Origin of the sequence: Sagittula marina (assembly GCF_014196795.1) — a bacterium.
Classification (GTDB): Bacteria; Pseudomonadota; Alphaproteobacteria; order Rhodobacterales; family Rhodobacteraceae; genus Sagittula; species Sagittula marina.
The window spans coordinates 16,444-30,611 of the sequence record NZ_JACIEJ010000005.1 but is presented as its reverse complement, the minus strand read 5'-3'; the positions used below and the strand labels follow the sequence as shown (position 1 = coordinate 30,611).

14 protein-coding genes are annotated in these 14,168 nt (G+C 64.7%); 3 read left to right on the top strand and 11 right to left on the bottom strand.

The genetic code is table 11. The features are described from left to right. Nucleotides 1-7: 7 nt before the first annotated feature. The gene (locus GGQ68_RS10620; protein ID WP_183965799.1) at nucleotides 8-631 is read right to left on the bottom strand and encodes a TetR/AcrR family transcriptional regulator; all 624 of its coding nucleotides are present in this window, start codon (nucleotides 629-631) and stop codon (nucleotides 8-10) included. Nucleotides 632-747: 116 nt separating this feature from the next. Here GGQ68_RS10620 and GGQ68_RS10615 point away from each other — a divergent pair, with 116 nt between their 5' ends. After that, nucleotides 748-2,784, top strand: coding sequence for an NADH:flavin oxidoreductase (locus tag GGQ68_RS10615; RefSeq protein ID WP_183965797.1), 2,037 nt, complete (start codon nucleotides 748-750; stop codon nucleotides 2,782-2,784). 12 nt (nucleotides 2,785-2,796) lie between these two features. On the opposite strand, the gene GGQ68_RS10610 is transcribed toward GGQ68_RS10615, so the two are convergent. The 7 genes from GGQ68_RS10610 to GGQ68_RS10580 form a co-directional block, all read right to left on the bottom strand. Next, nucleotides 2,797-4,032: a cytosine deaminase gene (locus GGQ68_RS10610; RefSeq protein ID WP_183965795.1), complete on the bottom strand. Its 1,236-nt coding sequence runs from the start codon at nucleotides 4,030-4,032 to the stop codon at nucleotides 2,797-2,799. A 578-nt stretch (nucleotides 4,033-4,610) separates the two neighbouring features. Further along, complete coding sequence (locus GGQ68_RS10605) at nucleotides 4,611-5,936, bottom strand: amidase (protein ID WP_183965793.1); 1,326 nt, start codon at nucleotides 5,934-5,936, stop codon at nucleotides 4,611-4,613. After that, nucleotides 5,933-7,234, bottom strand: coding sequence for a TRAP transporter large permease (locus GGQ68_RS10600; RefSeq protein ID WP_183965790.1), 1,302 nt, complete (start codon nucleotides 7,232-7,234; stop codon nucleotides 5,933-5,935). Before GGQ68_RS10600 ends, GGQ68_RS10605 begins: the two co-directional genes overlap by 4 nt. Nucleotides 7,235-7,246: 12 nt before the next feature. After that, nucleotides 7,247-7,801, bottom strand: a complete 555-nt coding sequence (locus GGQ68_RS10595; RefSeq protein WP_183965789.1) for a TRAP transporter small permease subunit — start codon at nucleotides 7,799-7,801, stop codon at nucleotides 7,247-7,249. 86 nt (nucleotides 7,802-7,887) lie between these two features. Next, on the bottom strand, nucleotides 7,888-8,910 hold the full coding sequence (locus tag GGQ68_RS10590) for a TRAP transporter substrate-binding protein (protein WP_183965787.1): 1,023 nt from the start codon (nucleotides 8,908-8,910) through the stop codon (nucleotides 7,888-7,890). A gap of 35 nt (nucleotides 8,911-8,945) precedes the next feature. Further along, entirely contained in the window at nucleotides 8,946-9,698 is a 753-nt protein-coding gene (locus GGQ68_RS10585) for a maleate cis-trans isomerase family protein (RefSeq protein WP_183965785.1), read from the bottom strand. Further along, nucleotides 9,695-9,874 carry a hypothetical protein gene (locus GGQ68_RS10580; RefSeq protein WP_183965783.1) on the bottom strand — a complete coding sequence of 60 codons (180 nt, stop codon included), beginning with the start codon at nucleotides 9,872-9,874 and terminating at the stop codon, nucleotides 9,695-9,697. Before GGQ68_RS10580 ends, GGQ68_RS10585 begins: the two co-directional genes overlap by 4 nt. 126 nt (nucleotides 9,875-10,000) lie before the next feature. Between GGQ68_RS10580 and GGQ68_RS10575 the strand changes: the two genes are divergently transcribed. Then, complete coding sequence (locus GGQ68_RS10575) at nucleotides 10,001-10,930, top strand: LysR family transcriptional regulator (protein ID WP_183965781.1); 930 nt, start codon at nucleotides 10,001-10,003, stop codon at nucleotides 10,928-10,930. Here GGQ68_RS10575 and GGQ68_RS10570 read toward each other — a convergent pair. Further along, on the bottom strand, nucleotides 10,921-11,649 hold the full coding sequence (locus GGQ68_RS10570; protein ID WP_183965779.1) for a hydratase: 729 nt from the start codon (nucleotides 11,647-11,649) through the stop codon (nucleotides 10,921-10,923). The genes GGQ68_RS10575 and GGQ68_RS10570 overlap by 10 nt on opposite strands. Nucleotides 11,650-11,880: 231 nt before the next feature. Here GGQ68_RS10570 and GGQ68_RS10565 point away from each other — a divergent pair, with 231 nt between their 5' ends. Beyond that, nucleotides 11,881-12,357 (top strand): MarR family winged helix-turn-helix transcriptional regulator, encoded by a 477-nt coding sequence (locus GGQ68_RS10565; protein WP_183965778.1) that lies wholly within the window; start codon nucleotides 11,881-11,883, stop codon nucleotides 12,355-12,357. A gap of 33 nt (nucleotides 12,358-12,390) precedes the next feature. Here the strand turns inward: GGQ68_RS10565 and GGQ68_RS10560 are convergent, their stop codons facing one another. After that, entirely contained in the window at nucleotides 12,391-13,155 is a 765-nt protein-coding gene (locus GGQ68_RS10560) for a class II aldolase/adducin family protein (RefSeq protein WP_221235571.1), read from the bottom strand. Beyond that, on the bottom strand, nucleotides 13,152-14,159 hold the full coding sequence (locus GGQ68_RS10555; RefSeq protein ID WP_183965776.1) for a ketopantoate reductase family protein: 1,008 nt from the start codon (nucleotides 14,157-14,159) through the stop codon (nucleotides 13,152-13,154). Before GGQ68_RS10555 ends, GGQ68_RS10560 begins: the two co-directional genes overlap by 4 nt. Between the last annotated feature and the right edge of the window lie 9 nt (nucleotides 14,160-14,168).

The following is a 14,168-nucleotide window of genomic DNA, read 5'->3' as shown; positions in this document are numbered from 1 at the left end:
GTGTCGGTCATGTGAACCGCGCGCGGAAACGCATCAGCTCCGCCTCGGTCGCAGGCTGCCCGGCGTATGTCTTGACATAGGCCGGAATGCGGGCCAGCCGATCCGCCAGAGCCTCATTGGTCTGCAAGGCAATGTAGCCGATCTGCACAAGGTAGACGGTGCGCGCACGGACGTCTGCCTCCCCTGCCTCGAACCCGAAACGCCGGAACATGCGCCGGATCGCGGCCAGGCGTTGATCGTCTGCCGCACTGACCCGCGCGGCCACGGCGTCGGACTGATGCGCCCAGCCGCGCACCGCCATATCGTAGCGTGGCATGAAACGGTTTTCGTCCAGAAACACGGCAAGCAAGTTCAGCACGGCCTCTGAAATGGTCTCTGCCGGGGCCTCGCAGCCCGCGACCAGCGCAGCCGTGTTGGTGGATTCCCAGTCGTCTTGCAGCGCGTCGAGGATCGCCGCCCGGTCCTTGAAAAACCAATAGAAACTGGTGCGCGACAGGCCAAGCCGCGCGGCCAGCGGCTGCACCTTCACCGCGTCCAGTCCACTGTCGAGAAACGCCGCCCGCGCGGCCTCCAGCCAGACCTCCCGCGAACCACGCCACCCCTTCTGTTCGTCTGAAATCACCTCTGTCATGGCGGCACGATAAGCGCATCGAAATACCCCGGCAATGCAAAATGTACATCGATGCACATTTAAATTGACACCTCTGTACATTTTATGGAATCGCTTGAGCAGCAAGGGAGCCCGCCATGACCAACGATCCGCTTCTCCAGCCCTATCAACTGAAGCATCTGACCCTGAAAAACCGGCTGATGATCACCAGCCACGAACCCGCCTACCCCGAGGACGGGATGCCCAAGGACCGCTACCGCGCCTACCATGTGGAGCGCGCGCGGGCCGGTGTGGCGCTGACCATGACCGCCGGGTCGGCCAGCGTCTCGCGGGACAGCCCGCCGGTGTTCAACAACATTCTGGCGTGGAAGGACGAGGTCGTCGGCTGGATGAAACAACTCACCGACGAATGCCACGACCACGGCTGTGCGGTGATGATCCAGCTCACCCACCTTGGCCGCCGCACCCGGTGGGACAAGGCCGACTGGCTGCCGGTTGTCTCGCCGGGACATGAACGCGAGCCCTCGCACAAGGCGTTCCCGAAGAAGGCCGAGGACTGGGACATCGCGCGCATCATCAGCGATTACGCCGACGCGGCAGAGCGGATGCAGGCCGCAGGCCTGGACGGGATCGAGCTGCAAGCCTACGGCCACCTGATGGACCAGTTCTGGTCGCCGCTGACCAACGATCTGCACGGCCCCTACGGCGGCTCGCTGGACAACCGACTGCGGTTCACCTTCGACATCCTGTCCGAAATCCGCAAACGCTGCGGTGACGATTTCCTCGTTGGCGTGCGCTACACCGGGGATGAGGATCTGCCCGGCGGCCTGACCAGGACTGACGGGATCGAGATCTCGCGGCGGCTGAAGGACTCCGGCATGGTCGACTTCCTCAACGTGGTGAAGGGGCACATCGACACCGACGCCGGACTGACCGACGTGATCCCCGTGCAGGGGATGCGCTCTGCCCCGCATCTGGATTTCGCCGGGGAAGTGCGCGCCGCAACCCAGTTCCCCACCTTCCACGCCGCCAAGATCCAGGACGTGGCCACCGCGCGCCACGCCATTGCCAGCGGCAAGCTGGATATGGTCGGCATGACCCGCGCCCACATGGCCGACCCCCATATCGTGGCCAAGATCCTGCGCGGCGAAGAGGACCGCATCCGCCCGTGCGTCGGCGCGAACTATTGCCTCGACCGCATCTATCAGGGCGGCATGGCGCTCTGCCTGCACAACCCGGCGACGGGCCGCGAGCTGGAGCAGCCCCACGACGTCCCCGCCGCAGATGCAAAACACCGCGTGGTGATCGTCGGCGCCGGGCCGGCGGGGCTGGAGGCCGCGCGCGTGGCCGCGGCCCGTGGGCATGAGGTCATCGTTCACGAGGCTGCCAACGATCCCGGTGGTCAGGTCCGCCTGACCGCGCAGACCCCGCGCCGCGCCGAGATGATCCAGCTGATCCAATGGCGCTTCGACGAATGCGAACGCATGGGCGTCACCTTTCGCTTCAACAGCTTTGCCGATGCCGACACGGTACAGGCGGACGCCCCGGACGTGGTCATCGTCGCCACCGGCGGCCTGCCCCACACCGAGGTTCTGACCGAAGGCGATGAGCTTGTCGTCTCCGCCTGGGACATCCTGTCGGGCGACGCGGTGCCGGGCAGCAACGTGTTGATCTACGATGACGCGGGCGATTACGCGGCGCTTCAGGCGGCGGAAAAGATCGCGGCAACCGGGGCCAGGGTCGAACTGATGACCCGCGACCGCAACATCTCGTCCGAGGTGATGGCCATGTCCCTCACCCCGGCGATGCGCGAACTGCAACAGCGCGACGTGACCTTTACCGTGACGTGGAAGCTGGACTCGGTGGCGCGTGACGGCAACCACCTGCGGGCCACCATCGGCAGCGACTACGGCGGCGTGACCCGCACCCGCGAAGTGGACCAGGTGGTGGTCAACCACGGCACCCGGCCGCTCGACGATCTGTACTTCGATCTGCTGGCCGGGTCGTCGAACCTTGGCGAGGTGGATTACGACGCGTTCATCAGCGGCGCACCACAAATTGTCAGCCGCAATTCTGCAGGACTGTATAAACTTTTCCGCATTGGCGACGCCGTCGCCGCGCGCAACACGCACGCGGCGATCTACGATGCGCTCCGTCTGGTAAAGGCGATCTAGGTCAACCGGATGTCAGAACGTCACGGACAGATCACTGCGCGCAGGCTCTGTCCGTGAGACCACCTTCCCGTTGGAGATCACCGCCAGACGCGCGGGCCGCAGGCGCAGCGCCTCGATCGGATCCGGGGCGTCCAGCACCACGAGGCTGGCGCGCTTGCCCTTGGTCAGACCAAAGTCCAGCCCGAGGATCTCTGCCGGGGTTCTGGTGACCATCTCGAACGCCGTGCGCATCTGGTCCGGCGCGGTCATCAGGCCGACGTGCAGACCCATATGGGCCACGTCCAGCATGTCGCCCGAGCCCAGCGGATACCACGGGTCGCGCACGCAATCCTGACCAAAGGCCACCGTCACCCCTGCCGCGCGCAGCTCTGGCACGCGGGTCTGGCCGCGCCGCTTGGGATAACTGTCCATACGTCCCTGCAGCGTGATGTTGATCAGCGGGTTGGGGATCGCGGCCACCTGTGCCTCGGCGATCAGCGGCAGCAGCTTGGCGACGTAGTAGTTGTCCATCGAATGCATGGAGGTCAGGTGCGACCCGGCAACGCGACCTTGCAGACCACAGCGCAGGGTCTCGGCGGCCAGTGTTTCGATGTGCCGCGACAGGGGGTCGTCGCTTTCGTCGCAATGCAGATCTACCCGCAGGCCACGCGCGGCGGCCAGTTCACAGGCGGCCCGGACAGAGGCCGCGCCATCCGCCATGGTGCGCTCGAAATGAGGAATGCCACCGACCACATCGACACCGGCGTCCAGCGCGCGGACGACCTGCTCCGCGCCGCCGGGCGCCCGGAACCAGCCATCCTGCGGGAAGGCGACCAGTTGCAGGTCCAGCACGCCGCGCACACGGTCGCGGACCTCCAGCAGAGCCTCGACCGTGTTGAAGCTTTCGTCCGTCACATCCACATGGCTTCGGATCGCAAGGATGCCCTTGGCCACTGCCTGCCGACAATAATCAAGCGCGCGGGCGATGATGTCCTCGCGCGTCTGCTGCTGCTTCAGCTCCCCCCACAGCGCGATACCTTCGAGCAATGTGCCAGAGGCGTTCACCCGTGGCCGCCCGTAGGACAGTGTCGCATCCATGTGAAAATGTGCATCAACGAAGGGCTGCGTGACCAGCTTTCCCCGCGCGTCGATCACCTCGCCCGCCTCGGCGGAGATACCCGGCGCGACCTCTGTGATGGTGTCGCCTGTGATGGCGATGTCGGCCTGCGTGCCGTCGGCCAGCAGACCACCCTTTACCAGAATATCCATGCTCACGCTCCCTGTGGCAATATGTGTTCGGTGCCCGGCCAAGGCAAACCCGCGCGCCCGGCAGCAGGTCGAGCGCAGCACGCTGATCCTCGCCTTCGGCGCCTGCCCTTCCGGCTTTTGGAATAGCAGATGATGGCCGTGCCTGCGAATGTTTCGGTAAGGTGCTGTGCCCGGATTGCGTCTTGCGACGGCACGCCGGCTGAGCGGCATGCCGATCACCATAGACGTGTCCGGCGCCGAGGGCCGCTCATCCGGCAGCAGCCTCATCCGTTTCATCACGTGACAGCGCGGCCCGGTGCCACCGCCCGCCAGTCAATCGGTCGATGGCGCAAGCAGGGATCCGTACCTGATCGCGGCCTTCAGGAAGGCCGCAGCGCTCTGCCTCTGTGGCGATGTTGGTGGTGACGCCCGACAGGCCCTCCCCTTTCCTGGGATCGAGACCACACGGACACGCGGGCCATACGTCTTCCCGTGCGGAATGGCCGGGGCCCTTTCCGTGATGCCGTCGGCGTCAGGGGTCTCTTGCACGGCCTCCGCAGTCGACAGGATCGGAGCATGGGTGCCCGTCGGACTGGCAATCAACGGTCCAGCGCGCGCGCCATCTGCAGCAGCATCGCCTCTGCCCCATGATCACCGATCAACTGCATCCCGATCGGAAGCCCGTTCATTGGCTCGCCGGGAAAGGCGAGCGCAGGCAGCCCGGCGGCATTGACCCACCCCGTGTAGACCGCGTGGCCTCTTGGCCCGACCGGCTGCCCGCCGATGGTGTCCGGGTAGGCCTGTGTCGCGGACCACGGCGGCGCGGCGGCGGTCGGCATCAGGACCGCATCAAACCCCCAGAGCCCGCGCACCGCCTCGCGCAGCGTGAACACACGCGACAGCGCCTCGTAGAGGTCGACCGCAGACCGCGCCGCGCCGCGTGCGGCCATGGCCTGATACTTGTCTGCGGCGGTCTTCATGACCACTGGATCGATGCGGGCGAGATGGGCCAGACCGATCTCTGCCATGCCGGTCCAGACTTCTCCCAGCGGCTCAAGGTCCAGCGGCAAAGGCTGCTTCACCACGCTATGGCCCAGGGCTCGCAGCCGCGCCACTGTGCTTGCGAACGACGACAGGATGCCCGGATCGCAGGGCGCGTCCTTGATCCGGGACACGGCCAGAATGCGCAAGGGCCGGTCTGTCACGTCCGGGATCGGGGCCAGAACGGATTGGAACAGCGCAAGGTCCCGCGCGGATCGCGTGATCGGGCCGACCGTCTCGAAATCAAGCAGCACCTGTGGCAGCCCCTTGCCCCGCTGCACCGTGCCGATGCCGGGCTTCAGCCCCCACAGGCCGGTGTAGCCCGCAGGCCGCCGGATCGAGCCGCCGCCATCTGTGCCCAGCCCGGCCACCGCCATTCCACAAGCGACGGCAGCCACCACGCCACCGGACGAGCCGCCGGGCGTCAACGCCGGGTCAAAGGGGTTGCGCGTGGTCCCGAAGGTCGTGTTGCCGGTGTAGCCCTCCACAGCAAATTCCGGGGTGTTGCCCTTTCCCACGACAATCGCGCCCGCCGCCCGCAGGGCTGCCACGGGAAGCTCATCCAGCGTCGGCGTTCGGGACGCCAGCTCCGCATTGCCCCAGGCCGCGGGCAGCCCGGCAGAGACAAGGTTGTCCTTGATGATGATGGGCAGACCATCGAGCGGACCTTTCGGCGTGTCGTTGGCCCAGCGCGCCCGCGCGTCCTCGGCGCAGTCCATCGCATCCGAGGCGCGCGCCGAGAACGCGTTCAGCACAGGGTCCAGCCGCGCGATGGTGGCGAGGTGATCGCGCATCACCTGAACAGGGTCTGCCGTCCCGTCGCGGAAGCCCTGGATCAGGGCGCAGGCGTCAGGCAGCCTGCCGACCTCCATCCGGGCGGTCATCGGCCCACCGCCTGCGGCAGCCACATGGCAATAGCGGGCCAGAAGATCAGCGCCGAAGTGAAGAGCACCATCAACAGGGCGTAGGGCACCGCGCCATAGATGACATCGGTAAACGCGCCCTTGTCGCCGCGCACACCCTGGACCACGTAGAGGTTCATGCCGACCGGCGGCGTGATCATCCCCAGCTCACACATCAGGACCACGAAGATGCCGAACCACACCGGGTCGATCCCGGCCACGGTGATGATCGGCACGACGATGGGAATGGTCAGCACCTGCATCGACAGAACATCCATGAACATGCCAAGCACGAGGTAGAAGACCATCAGAGCGAACAGCAATTCGACCGCAGACAGGCCCAGCCCCTGAACCCATGCGGACATGACGCCGGTGATGCCGCCCAGCGCCAGCGTCACATTCAGCGTAAAGGCCGCGACGATGATGAGAAGGATCATGCCCGTCGTCTTGGCCGTCTTGCGAAAGCAGATGTCGAGAAAGCCCAGGGTCAGCTTGCCCTCCGCCGCGACGAAGCCCAAGGCGACGATCACCGCGAGCGCGGCACTTTCGGTCGGTGTGGCAATGCCAAGGTAGATCGACCCCATGACGATGGAAAACACCGTCGCCGCAGGGATCAGATGCTTGAGCGCCTTCAGTTTTGCCTCCCAGGACACATTGGCATCCTCGAAGGCGCCGCCGGGGGACAGGATGTCCTGCGCGGCGATGAAGGTCATGAACAACAGCGTCAGCAGGATGCCGGGTATCACGCCCGCGATGAACAATTGCCCGACCGACACGCTGGCCAGCGACCCGTAGACCAACAGGTTCACCGAGGGTGGAATGAGTATGCCCAGAGTGCCGCCTGCCGCCAGAGATCCCAACGCGCGGGACGGCTTGTAGCGCCGCTCGGTCAGGGCCGGAAGCGCGACAGTCCCCACGGTGGCCGCCGTGGCGACAGAAGATCCGGAGGTCGCCGCGAACAACGAACAGCAGCCGATGTTGGTGTGCAGCAAGCCACCCGGCAGCCGTCCGAGCCACAGCGCCAGCGCGCCATACATGCGATCCGCCAGCCCCGAGCGCAGCAACAGCTCCCCCAGCAGGATGAACAGCGGAATGGCCGTCAGCACAGGTTCGTTCGAGGTGCCCCAAAGCACAGGCCCCATGCTTTTGAGCAGCACCGGGCCGTAGAGGATCATGCCACCCGCGACCCCCATGACGACCATGACCGTGGCCACGGGCAAGCCTGCGAGAAGCAGGCCCATCATCGTGATGAAGCCAACGAGAACGTCGAGAATATCCATGACAGTTTACCTTCAGCGGGATTTGAGCTGGTCGAGTTCTTCGGCCAATTCATCCTCGGCAGAGGACGGGTTGAATTCAGAGGCGAGCCGACGGTGGTTGCCGGACAAAAACAGACGGGTCGCGCGCCAGGCCATGGCAAAAGCGCAAAACGCAAAGATCACCAGCCCCGCGTACCATGCAGACTGTGGCCAGATCAGCGGCGTGCGCCACGGCGTTGCGGCGGTGGAGCCGTAGTCGAGCGTATCGCCGATCACGAACCAGCCCACGTAAAGAAAGAACAGCCCCAGCGCGCCCAGCGACACCACGGACACCCAGTCCAGCGCGGCCTGCACACGCAATGGAAAGCGCGCGTGCAGGACGTCTATGCGGATATGCGCCCGGTCGATCATGGCCACGACGAAGGACAGCGCCGCCCCCGCAGCCAGGATATAGCCACCCAGCTCGTCTGCGCCCTGAAGCGAGGTGTTGAACAGTTTGCGCAAGACGGTCTCCAACGCGACGAAGGCGGAGAGGAACAGCAGCGCCCATCCGAACAGGCGGCTGATCCATGTGGCAAGGCGGTCCATGTCGGGCCTCCGGTTTGGGGAAGAGAGCGCGCGCCCCATGTCGAGGCGCGCCACAGTGTCAGATGAACAGACCGAAGGTCAGTCGATCACATGGAAGCGCCGGTGGCGGCGAGCCATGCCTCGGAGCAGCCCGGATTGGTCGCGTCACAAACCTCTTTCCACGCCGGGAAGGAGACATTGGGAACGGCGGTGCCGACCAGTTCCTTGTCTGCGGCGGAAGGCTCGACCAGTTTGAGGTCATAGGCGGTGCCCGTTTCGCAGGGTTCCGCGCCGGTGTTGCAGTTGACCGCGTCGTCAAAGAGCTCTTCGGAGTAGGTCCAGATCTCGTCGGTCAGCGCATCGAAGCCCGCCTGGAGTTTATCCTGCTGCTCGGGCGTCAGGCTGTTCCACGTGTCGAGGTTGATGCCATAGCCGTTCATGGCGAGCTGGAACGCGATGGGCAGCGTGTAGGCGGTCACTTCGGGCCAGCCTGCGGAATTGGCCGAGGACGGACCCGTGATCGCACAATCCACGACCCCGCGCGCCAGGGACTGCTGCACCTCCGGGAAGGACAACGGCACCGGTGTCCCGCCGAGCAGGGAGACGAATTCCGCAAGGTTCTGATCGTAGACGCGGACCTTCATCCCCTTGAGATCGGCCAGCGAGGCTATTTCCGGCTCACAGAACAGGACCTGCGGGCCAAAGGGCCAGACCCCCAGAAGCTTGGTGTTGAATTTGGCCTGAAGGCGCTCATCCACCACGGGGGCGAAGGCCTCGACCGTCTTGCGGCCCGTGTCGTAGTCCGGGTTGAGGCCCACCAGATCAAGGCCAAGGATCGTCGGTTCATCGCGGCTGACCTGAGACAGGCGCAGGGACACGATGTCGAACAGCCCATCCTTGAGGATGCGCAGCTGCTCTGTGTCCTTGATACCGGTGACGTCGACCGGCTGGTAGTCGGCGGTGAAGCCTTCGAGGCCGGTATTTTCGGCGAAGTTCTCGAAGAACGGCTGTTCGACGTTTTTCTGGATCAGACCGGTGGCAACCGGCTGGCCCATCACGCGAAGGGTTTCGGCCTGCGCCGGGAGGGCAAGCATCAGTGCGGCAACGCACGTCGTCAAGGGGCGGATCATGGTGTGTCTCCTCTGTTCATGGTGTTTCGTGTCGTTCAGGAAATGTCGGTAAAGCTGTCGAAGACACCGCCCCAGCCGGTGACCCGCGCCGGGTCGAGGCCCGTCAGCCGAAGGCAATGGGCGGCAGTGATGGAAACGCTGTCGAGGACCGGCACGCCGGTGGCCTGTTCGGTCCCGGCGGCCACGGGGGCGCCGCGAAAGTTCGTGCAGACGACGGCAATGGCGTCCGGTTTGCCTTGGGCGACGTCAGCCACGAGGTCTGCCACCTGCTCCGGCGGATATGTAGCAAAGCTGTAATTGCCCTTGTCGTTCAGCCTGCGGGCGGCGGTGACGGCGATGCCCTGGGCCGCGTAATTGGCAATCATGCGGGTTTCGATATCCTCGATATAGGGTGTCACGAGGCCGAGCGTTTTCACCGCACGGGCGCGAAAATAGGCATCGTAGGCCAGGATCGTGGAGGTCGCGGGCACGCCGGTGCGCTCGGTGATGGCGGCGCACAGGGCGCGGTCCTTGTCCAGACCCAGCCAGGAGGCCGACGTGCCATTCCAGCAGATCAGCGCGGGCTTGGCCTCTGCCAGCCGTTCGGCGGCCTCAAGGATCGGCTCCAGCGTGAACTGCGCCTGCGACGCCTCGGACATGGAGATTTCCACCACGCGGAAGCGACCGAAATGCGCGCTGGCCTGTGGGCCAAAGGGGGCGAGCATGGCCGAGGTGTAGGGTTCCAGAACCGTGTTGGAGGACGGCGTCAGCATCCCGATCCGGGTTCCGTTGACGGGGGGATAGCTCATGCCGTGACGCCCGCTTGAGGGTGTCTCATCCGGACATCGACTGTTGCGCCGATGAGCGCCAGATTTGACGGGACGATTGACCCGGAGGCGTTCATGCGGGCCTGCGCTGTCGCGTTGCCGATGAAGGCATCCGGACAGGCGGACAAGACGCCGGGGACTGTTGTGTCGGGCTGCATGAGATGCGGTCCTTTCAGGCGGAACGGTAATGTTTCAACAGACGGTACGCAGTCCGACGATTGCCATCCATGACAAATTAGATGATTTTGCGTTCTCAAATTGAGTATGCAAAATTCGGGGTATTGATGAAACTTCACCTCTTTCCGCGCCAACTGCTGTATGTTGAGGCAGTGGCGGAACACGGCTCGGTGCAGGCCGCGTCGCGCGCCCTGGGAATCGCGGCGTCGGCCATCGACCGCCACATAAAAACGCTCGAAGAGGCGAATCGCGCGCCCTTGTTCGAACGGTTGCCCCGCGGCATGCGCCCGACCGCCGCAGGCGAAGCGGTGGTCGTCATGGCGCGCCGTTGGCGGTCGGACGCGGAGCGGCTGGAAGCGGAGCTGCAGGAGATGCGCGGCCAGGAGCGCGGCAACGTGCGGCTCGTCGCGATGGACAGCCTCGCCAATGGCGTGCTCGAAGACCTGCATTGCTGGCTGCGTGCAGAGCACCCGCAAATTCGCCTGACACTGGACATCGCCACCCCGGCCGCCGCCGCACGTGAACTGGACGAAGGGACGGTAGAGGTGGCCATGGCCTTCAATCTGCCGCGGCTGCGTCACCAGCATGTGCTATGGAGCGAAAAGCTGCGCTTTGGCTGCATCGTGGCGCCGGAGCATCCGCTTGCCGCCGAGGCAGAGACGACGCTGGCCAAGGTCAACGGCCATGCCCTTGTGTCGCAAAGCGCCCTGCTGCCCATGCGCCAATACATGGAGGCGCGGCACGCGTGGTTCTTTGCCGAAAACACCCCGGTGCTGGCGTCGAATTCGCTTCAGGTACTCAAGCGCGCCCTGCTGCAAGGCGACGTGGCGATGATCACCTCGGAACTGGACGCCCTGCCGGAATTGCGGGATGGGCGGCTGGTGTTTCTGCCCTTGCGGGACAAGGGGTTGGTGCCGCCCACGATTGCCGTCGCGATTGACGCGCGGCGGCCACTCTCACGCGCGGCACGTCTGGTGGCAGAGTACCTCTCGGACCGAACGCAGGCGCTGTTGTCCGAGGCGCAGGATCATGCCTGAACAAGGCGGCAGGTGAGGTCACCGAAGCCTTCGATCCGGGCTTGGACGTCCGTGCCCGGCGGAAACCATTCCAGGCCGGAGACAGACCCCGTGATGATCGTCTGCCCCACCTGAAGCCCGCCACAGTGATCGCCCAGATGGTCCATCAGCACCCACAGAGCGCGCAGCGCGGACCCGCCCGGCACGCTGACCGGGCCATCCACCACCAAGTCCGCTCCACATTGCAGCCGTGCGGTAAGGTGTCCGAAGTCGCCCCCGTCCCAATCCGTCAGAACAGGACCGAGGACCAGACCGTGGTTAAGCTGCATGTCCGCGAGCTTTACCGCCGGGTCCAGCGCTTCGCCGGACAACCGCTGATCACACAGCTCCAGCACAAGACGCGGCACAACGTAGTCCTGCGGCCTGTCCCGCATCGCCGGGTCGGGCGCGCGCAGAAGGTCGAAACCGATTTCCAATTCAAGACCAAGCCGGTCGCGTGCGGGCACATCGGCCCCATTATCAAAGGTATGCGCGCGCGGGATCGGCGCCATCGCCGGCTGCCCGTCGCGAAATGCGCCAACCTTGAAGCCGCTGATCGGACCAAGGTGACGGAGCAGCCGGCTCTGGATGTCGAGCGCTTCGGCATAGTCTGGCACCGGCAGCCGGGTGGCATCGCCGCGCTGCCCCGTCTCGCGCGCCGTCAGCAATATGTCAGCGACGCGTTCCGCCATGTTGGTCATTCTGCCCGTCTCCTCGCATGGGGCGCACCCCTGTCCTGCAAATCCTGATAAAGGCGCGTCTGCGCCTTGGCGAGACCTGCGTCTGGCGGTAGATACCTTTGTCACGAGCGACGCAGATTTTCGCCTGCCTGGACCCATGCGCCACATTGCGCGTAGATTTCAGGCCAAGCCGTTGCAGTTGCCCCAGAGCTTGCCTACCCCTGACGAACGCATTCCATCCAAGGCCCGCGCATGCAACAGACCGACGATCAAAACACGGGCCGCCCAGAGACAGAGCCCTATTTTTCCAAAACCGATTGGCCGTTCTACTGGATCACCCAGACGTCGAACCAATACAACATGGTCATGGAACAACGGCTGAAGGCCGAAGGGCTCGACATCACCTATTGGCGGGTGCTCATGTCGGTTTACGAGGAGCCGGCGCTGTCGGTCTCTGAGATCGCGCGCCTGTGTATCATCAAGCTCACCACCGCCACCAAGATCGTACAGCGCATGGCCGCGCAGGGTCTGGTCACCACGGCCCCGCGCCAGACCGATGGCCGCGTGACAGAGGTCACGCTGACGTCCGAGGGCCATCAGTTGCGCCGCAAGGCCCGCGCCGTGGCCGATGAGATCTTCCGCGCTGTCTTTGACGATATGTCGCGAGAGGAAAAAATGGTGATGAACCTGCTGCTGGAGAAGGTGTTTCACAAGCTCGGGGACCTTTAAGGCGGGGCCGTCTGGCCCCACCTGTGCGCGTCGTCAGGCGAATTCCGGGCGGTCACGCTTCATCTTGCGGACCATGGCGTCGAACAGCAGCGTGGCGAAAGACGCGCTTTCCTTGAGCCGCTGTGCATCGGCTGCGCATTTTTCCTTGATGGTTTCGGGAAGCTGGCTGTCCGGCCCCGGCAGCGCAGCGGAGGCGCATTGGATTTCTGCCGCGCGCTGAAACGTCCAGAGCAGGAAAAAGGTCAGCGGGATGTCCGTCTCCATGCAGGCGACGCCGTGGTTTTTCAAAACCAGAACATGCTTGTCGCCAAGCGACTGGAGCATGCGGTCGCGCTCCTCGTCGTAGATCGTGATGCCTTCGAAGGTATGATACGCCACGCGCCCATACAGCTGCGCGCCGTAGAAGGAATTGTGATCTATGTCATAGCCCTTCATCGTGATGGCAGAGACAGGCGTGGTGTGGGTGTGCACCACGCAGCCCACATCCGGGCGGTGTTCGTGGATCGCGCCATGCAGCGCGAACCCCGCAGGATTGGGCTTGTATTCGCTTTCGCGCTTCAGCTTGCCATCGACACCGACCACCAGAAGATTGTCCGGCGTGACCTCGTCGTAGTGCAGCCCCATCGGGTTGACCAGATAGGCGTGCTCATCACCGGGCAGGCGCACCGAAATATGGTTGAAGATCAGCTCGGTCCAGCCGAGGTAGCTGACGAGGTGATAGAAATCCGTCAGTTGCACGCGCAGTTCGGCCTCGGTCATCTGGTCGATGGGTTTCTGGACCGTGGACATATCGTTCATTGGATTAACTCCTTTTCCAGGTTGGCCAGCAGGCGAGGCGGAAGGCCCCCCGCTTTGGCCGGGGAGAGCGGCAGGCTATCGGCTTCATCAATGGCTTCGAGGATCGCCTTCAGCGCGGGAATGGGGTGGCCGGACTGCGCCGCCAAAGCCAACGGCGCGCGGGCGATGGCGTCCAGTTCAAGCGTGCGACCAGCGCGCGCGTCCTGCAACATGGAGGTGGGAAAATCCCCGGCGTCGATCAGCAGGTCCAGAAGCCATTGGTTGTCAGGCAATGCCACGCCCTGCCCCGCCGCCCACTGGCGAAACGGATCGGCGACGGCGCACACCAGTTGCCCCAGCTCGGGCGTTTCGCCGATCGTCTTGAGCGTGCAGCCAAGCAGCGCCGACAGAGGGTTCGTGGTGATGTTGCCCAGCAATTTGCCCAACACCTTTTCGCGGATGTCGCTGGCGAGGTCGACGCGCACGCCGGCCTGTTCCAGAGTGTCCTGCAAAGGCACCAGTCCCGGCGGATGAACCGCCGCAGGCCCCAGCGAGAGCGTCGGCGTATTGGTGGACAGGGCCAGATCCCCCTCCATCCGCACGGTCATCAGCAACACCGCACCAAGGACCTGCTCGGGCCGCAGATGGCGCGCAAGAGTTCCCTCCGGGTCCACAAAGGGCACCTCGCCCTTTCCGGCGAAGAACCAGAACGGCAGCCCGTTCACCATCGGAATGATCAATGTGTCCGGGCCGATCCCGCCTGCGTTGAGGGCAACCGCCTGCGGCAGCTGATGCGATTTCACGCAAAGGAAAACGGCATCCTGTGGCGTCTCCAGCCGTTCAACCACCGGCGGATGGGCCTCATGCAGGGTTCCACGATCATCGAGGCGCAGGCCGTTCGCCGCGACCTGGGCGGCGCGGGCGCCACGTGCCACCACCGTCAGGTCACAGTCGGTGCCTCCCAGCAGGGCGGCCATGGCGGTGCCGATATTGCCCGCCCCGACGACAGCAATCTTGAGGGTCATGTTGGCCTC

What these genes read in the sequence shown, in the direction of transcription:
- GGQ68_RS10620 (WP_183965799.1), bottom strand. Translation starts at nt 631, where the DNA reads ATGACAGAGGTGATTTCAGACGAACAGAAGGGGTGGCGTGGTTCGCGG.
- GGQ68_RS10615 (WP_183965797.1), top strand. Translation starts at nt 748, where the DNA reads ATGACCAACGATCCGCTTCTCCAGCCCTATCAACTGAAGCATCTGACC.
- GGQ68_RS10610 (WP_183965795.1), bottom strand. Translation starts at nt 4,032, where the DNA reads ATGGATATTCTGGTAAAGGGTGGTCTGCTGGCCGACGGCACGCAGGCC.
- GGQ68_RS10605 (WP_183965793.1), bottom strand. Translation starts at nt 5,936, where the DNA reads ATGACCGCCCGGATGGAGGTCGGCAGGCTGCCTGACGCCTGCGCCCTG.
- GGQ68_RS10600 (WP_183965790.1), bottom strand. Translation starts at nt 7,234, where the DNA reads ATGGATATTCTCGACGTTCTCGTTGGCTTCATCACGATGATGGGCCTG.
- GGQ68_RS10595 (WP_183965789.1), bottom strand. Translation starts at nt 7,801, where the DNA reads ATGGACCGCCTTGCCACATGGATCAGCCGCCTGTTCGGATGGGCGCTG.
- GGQ68_RS10590 (WP_183965787.1), bottom strand. Translation starts at nt 8,910, where the DNA reads ATGATCCGCCCCTTGACGACGTGCGTTGCCGCACTGATGCTTGCCCTC.
- GGQ68_RS10585 (WP_183965785.1), bottom strand. Translation starts at nt 9,698, where the DNA reads ATGAGCTATCCCCCCGTCAACGGAACCCGGATCGGGATGCTGACGCCG.
- GGQ68_RS10580 (WP_183965783.1), bottom strand. Translation starts at nt 9,874, where the DNA reads ATGCAGCCCGACACAACAGTCCCCGGCGTCTTGTCCGCCTGTCCGGAT.
- GGQ68_RS10575 (WP_183965781.1), top strand. Translation starts at nt 10,001, where the DNA reads ATGAAACTTCACCTCTTTCCGCGCCAACTGCTGTATGTTGAGGCAGTG.
- GGQ68_RS10570 (WP_183965779.1), bottom strand. Translation starts at nt 11,649, where the DNA reads ATGACCAACATGGCGGAACGCGTCGCTGACATATTGCTGACGGCGCGC.
- GGQ68_RS10565 (WP_183965778.1), top strand. Translation starts at nt 11,881, where the DNA reads ATGCAACAGACCGACGATCAAAACACGGGCCGCCCAGAGACAGAGCCC.
- GGQ68_RS10560 (WP_221235571.1), bottom strand. Translation starts at nt 13,155, where the DNA reads ATGAACGATATGTCCACGGTCCAGAAACCCATCGACCAGATGACCGAG.
- GGQ68_RS10555 (WP_183965776.1), bottom strand. Translation starts at nt 14,159, where the DNA reads ATGACCCTCAAGATTGCTGTCGTCGGGGCGGGCAATATCGGCACCGCC.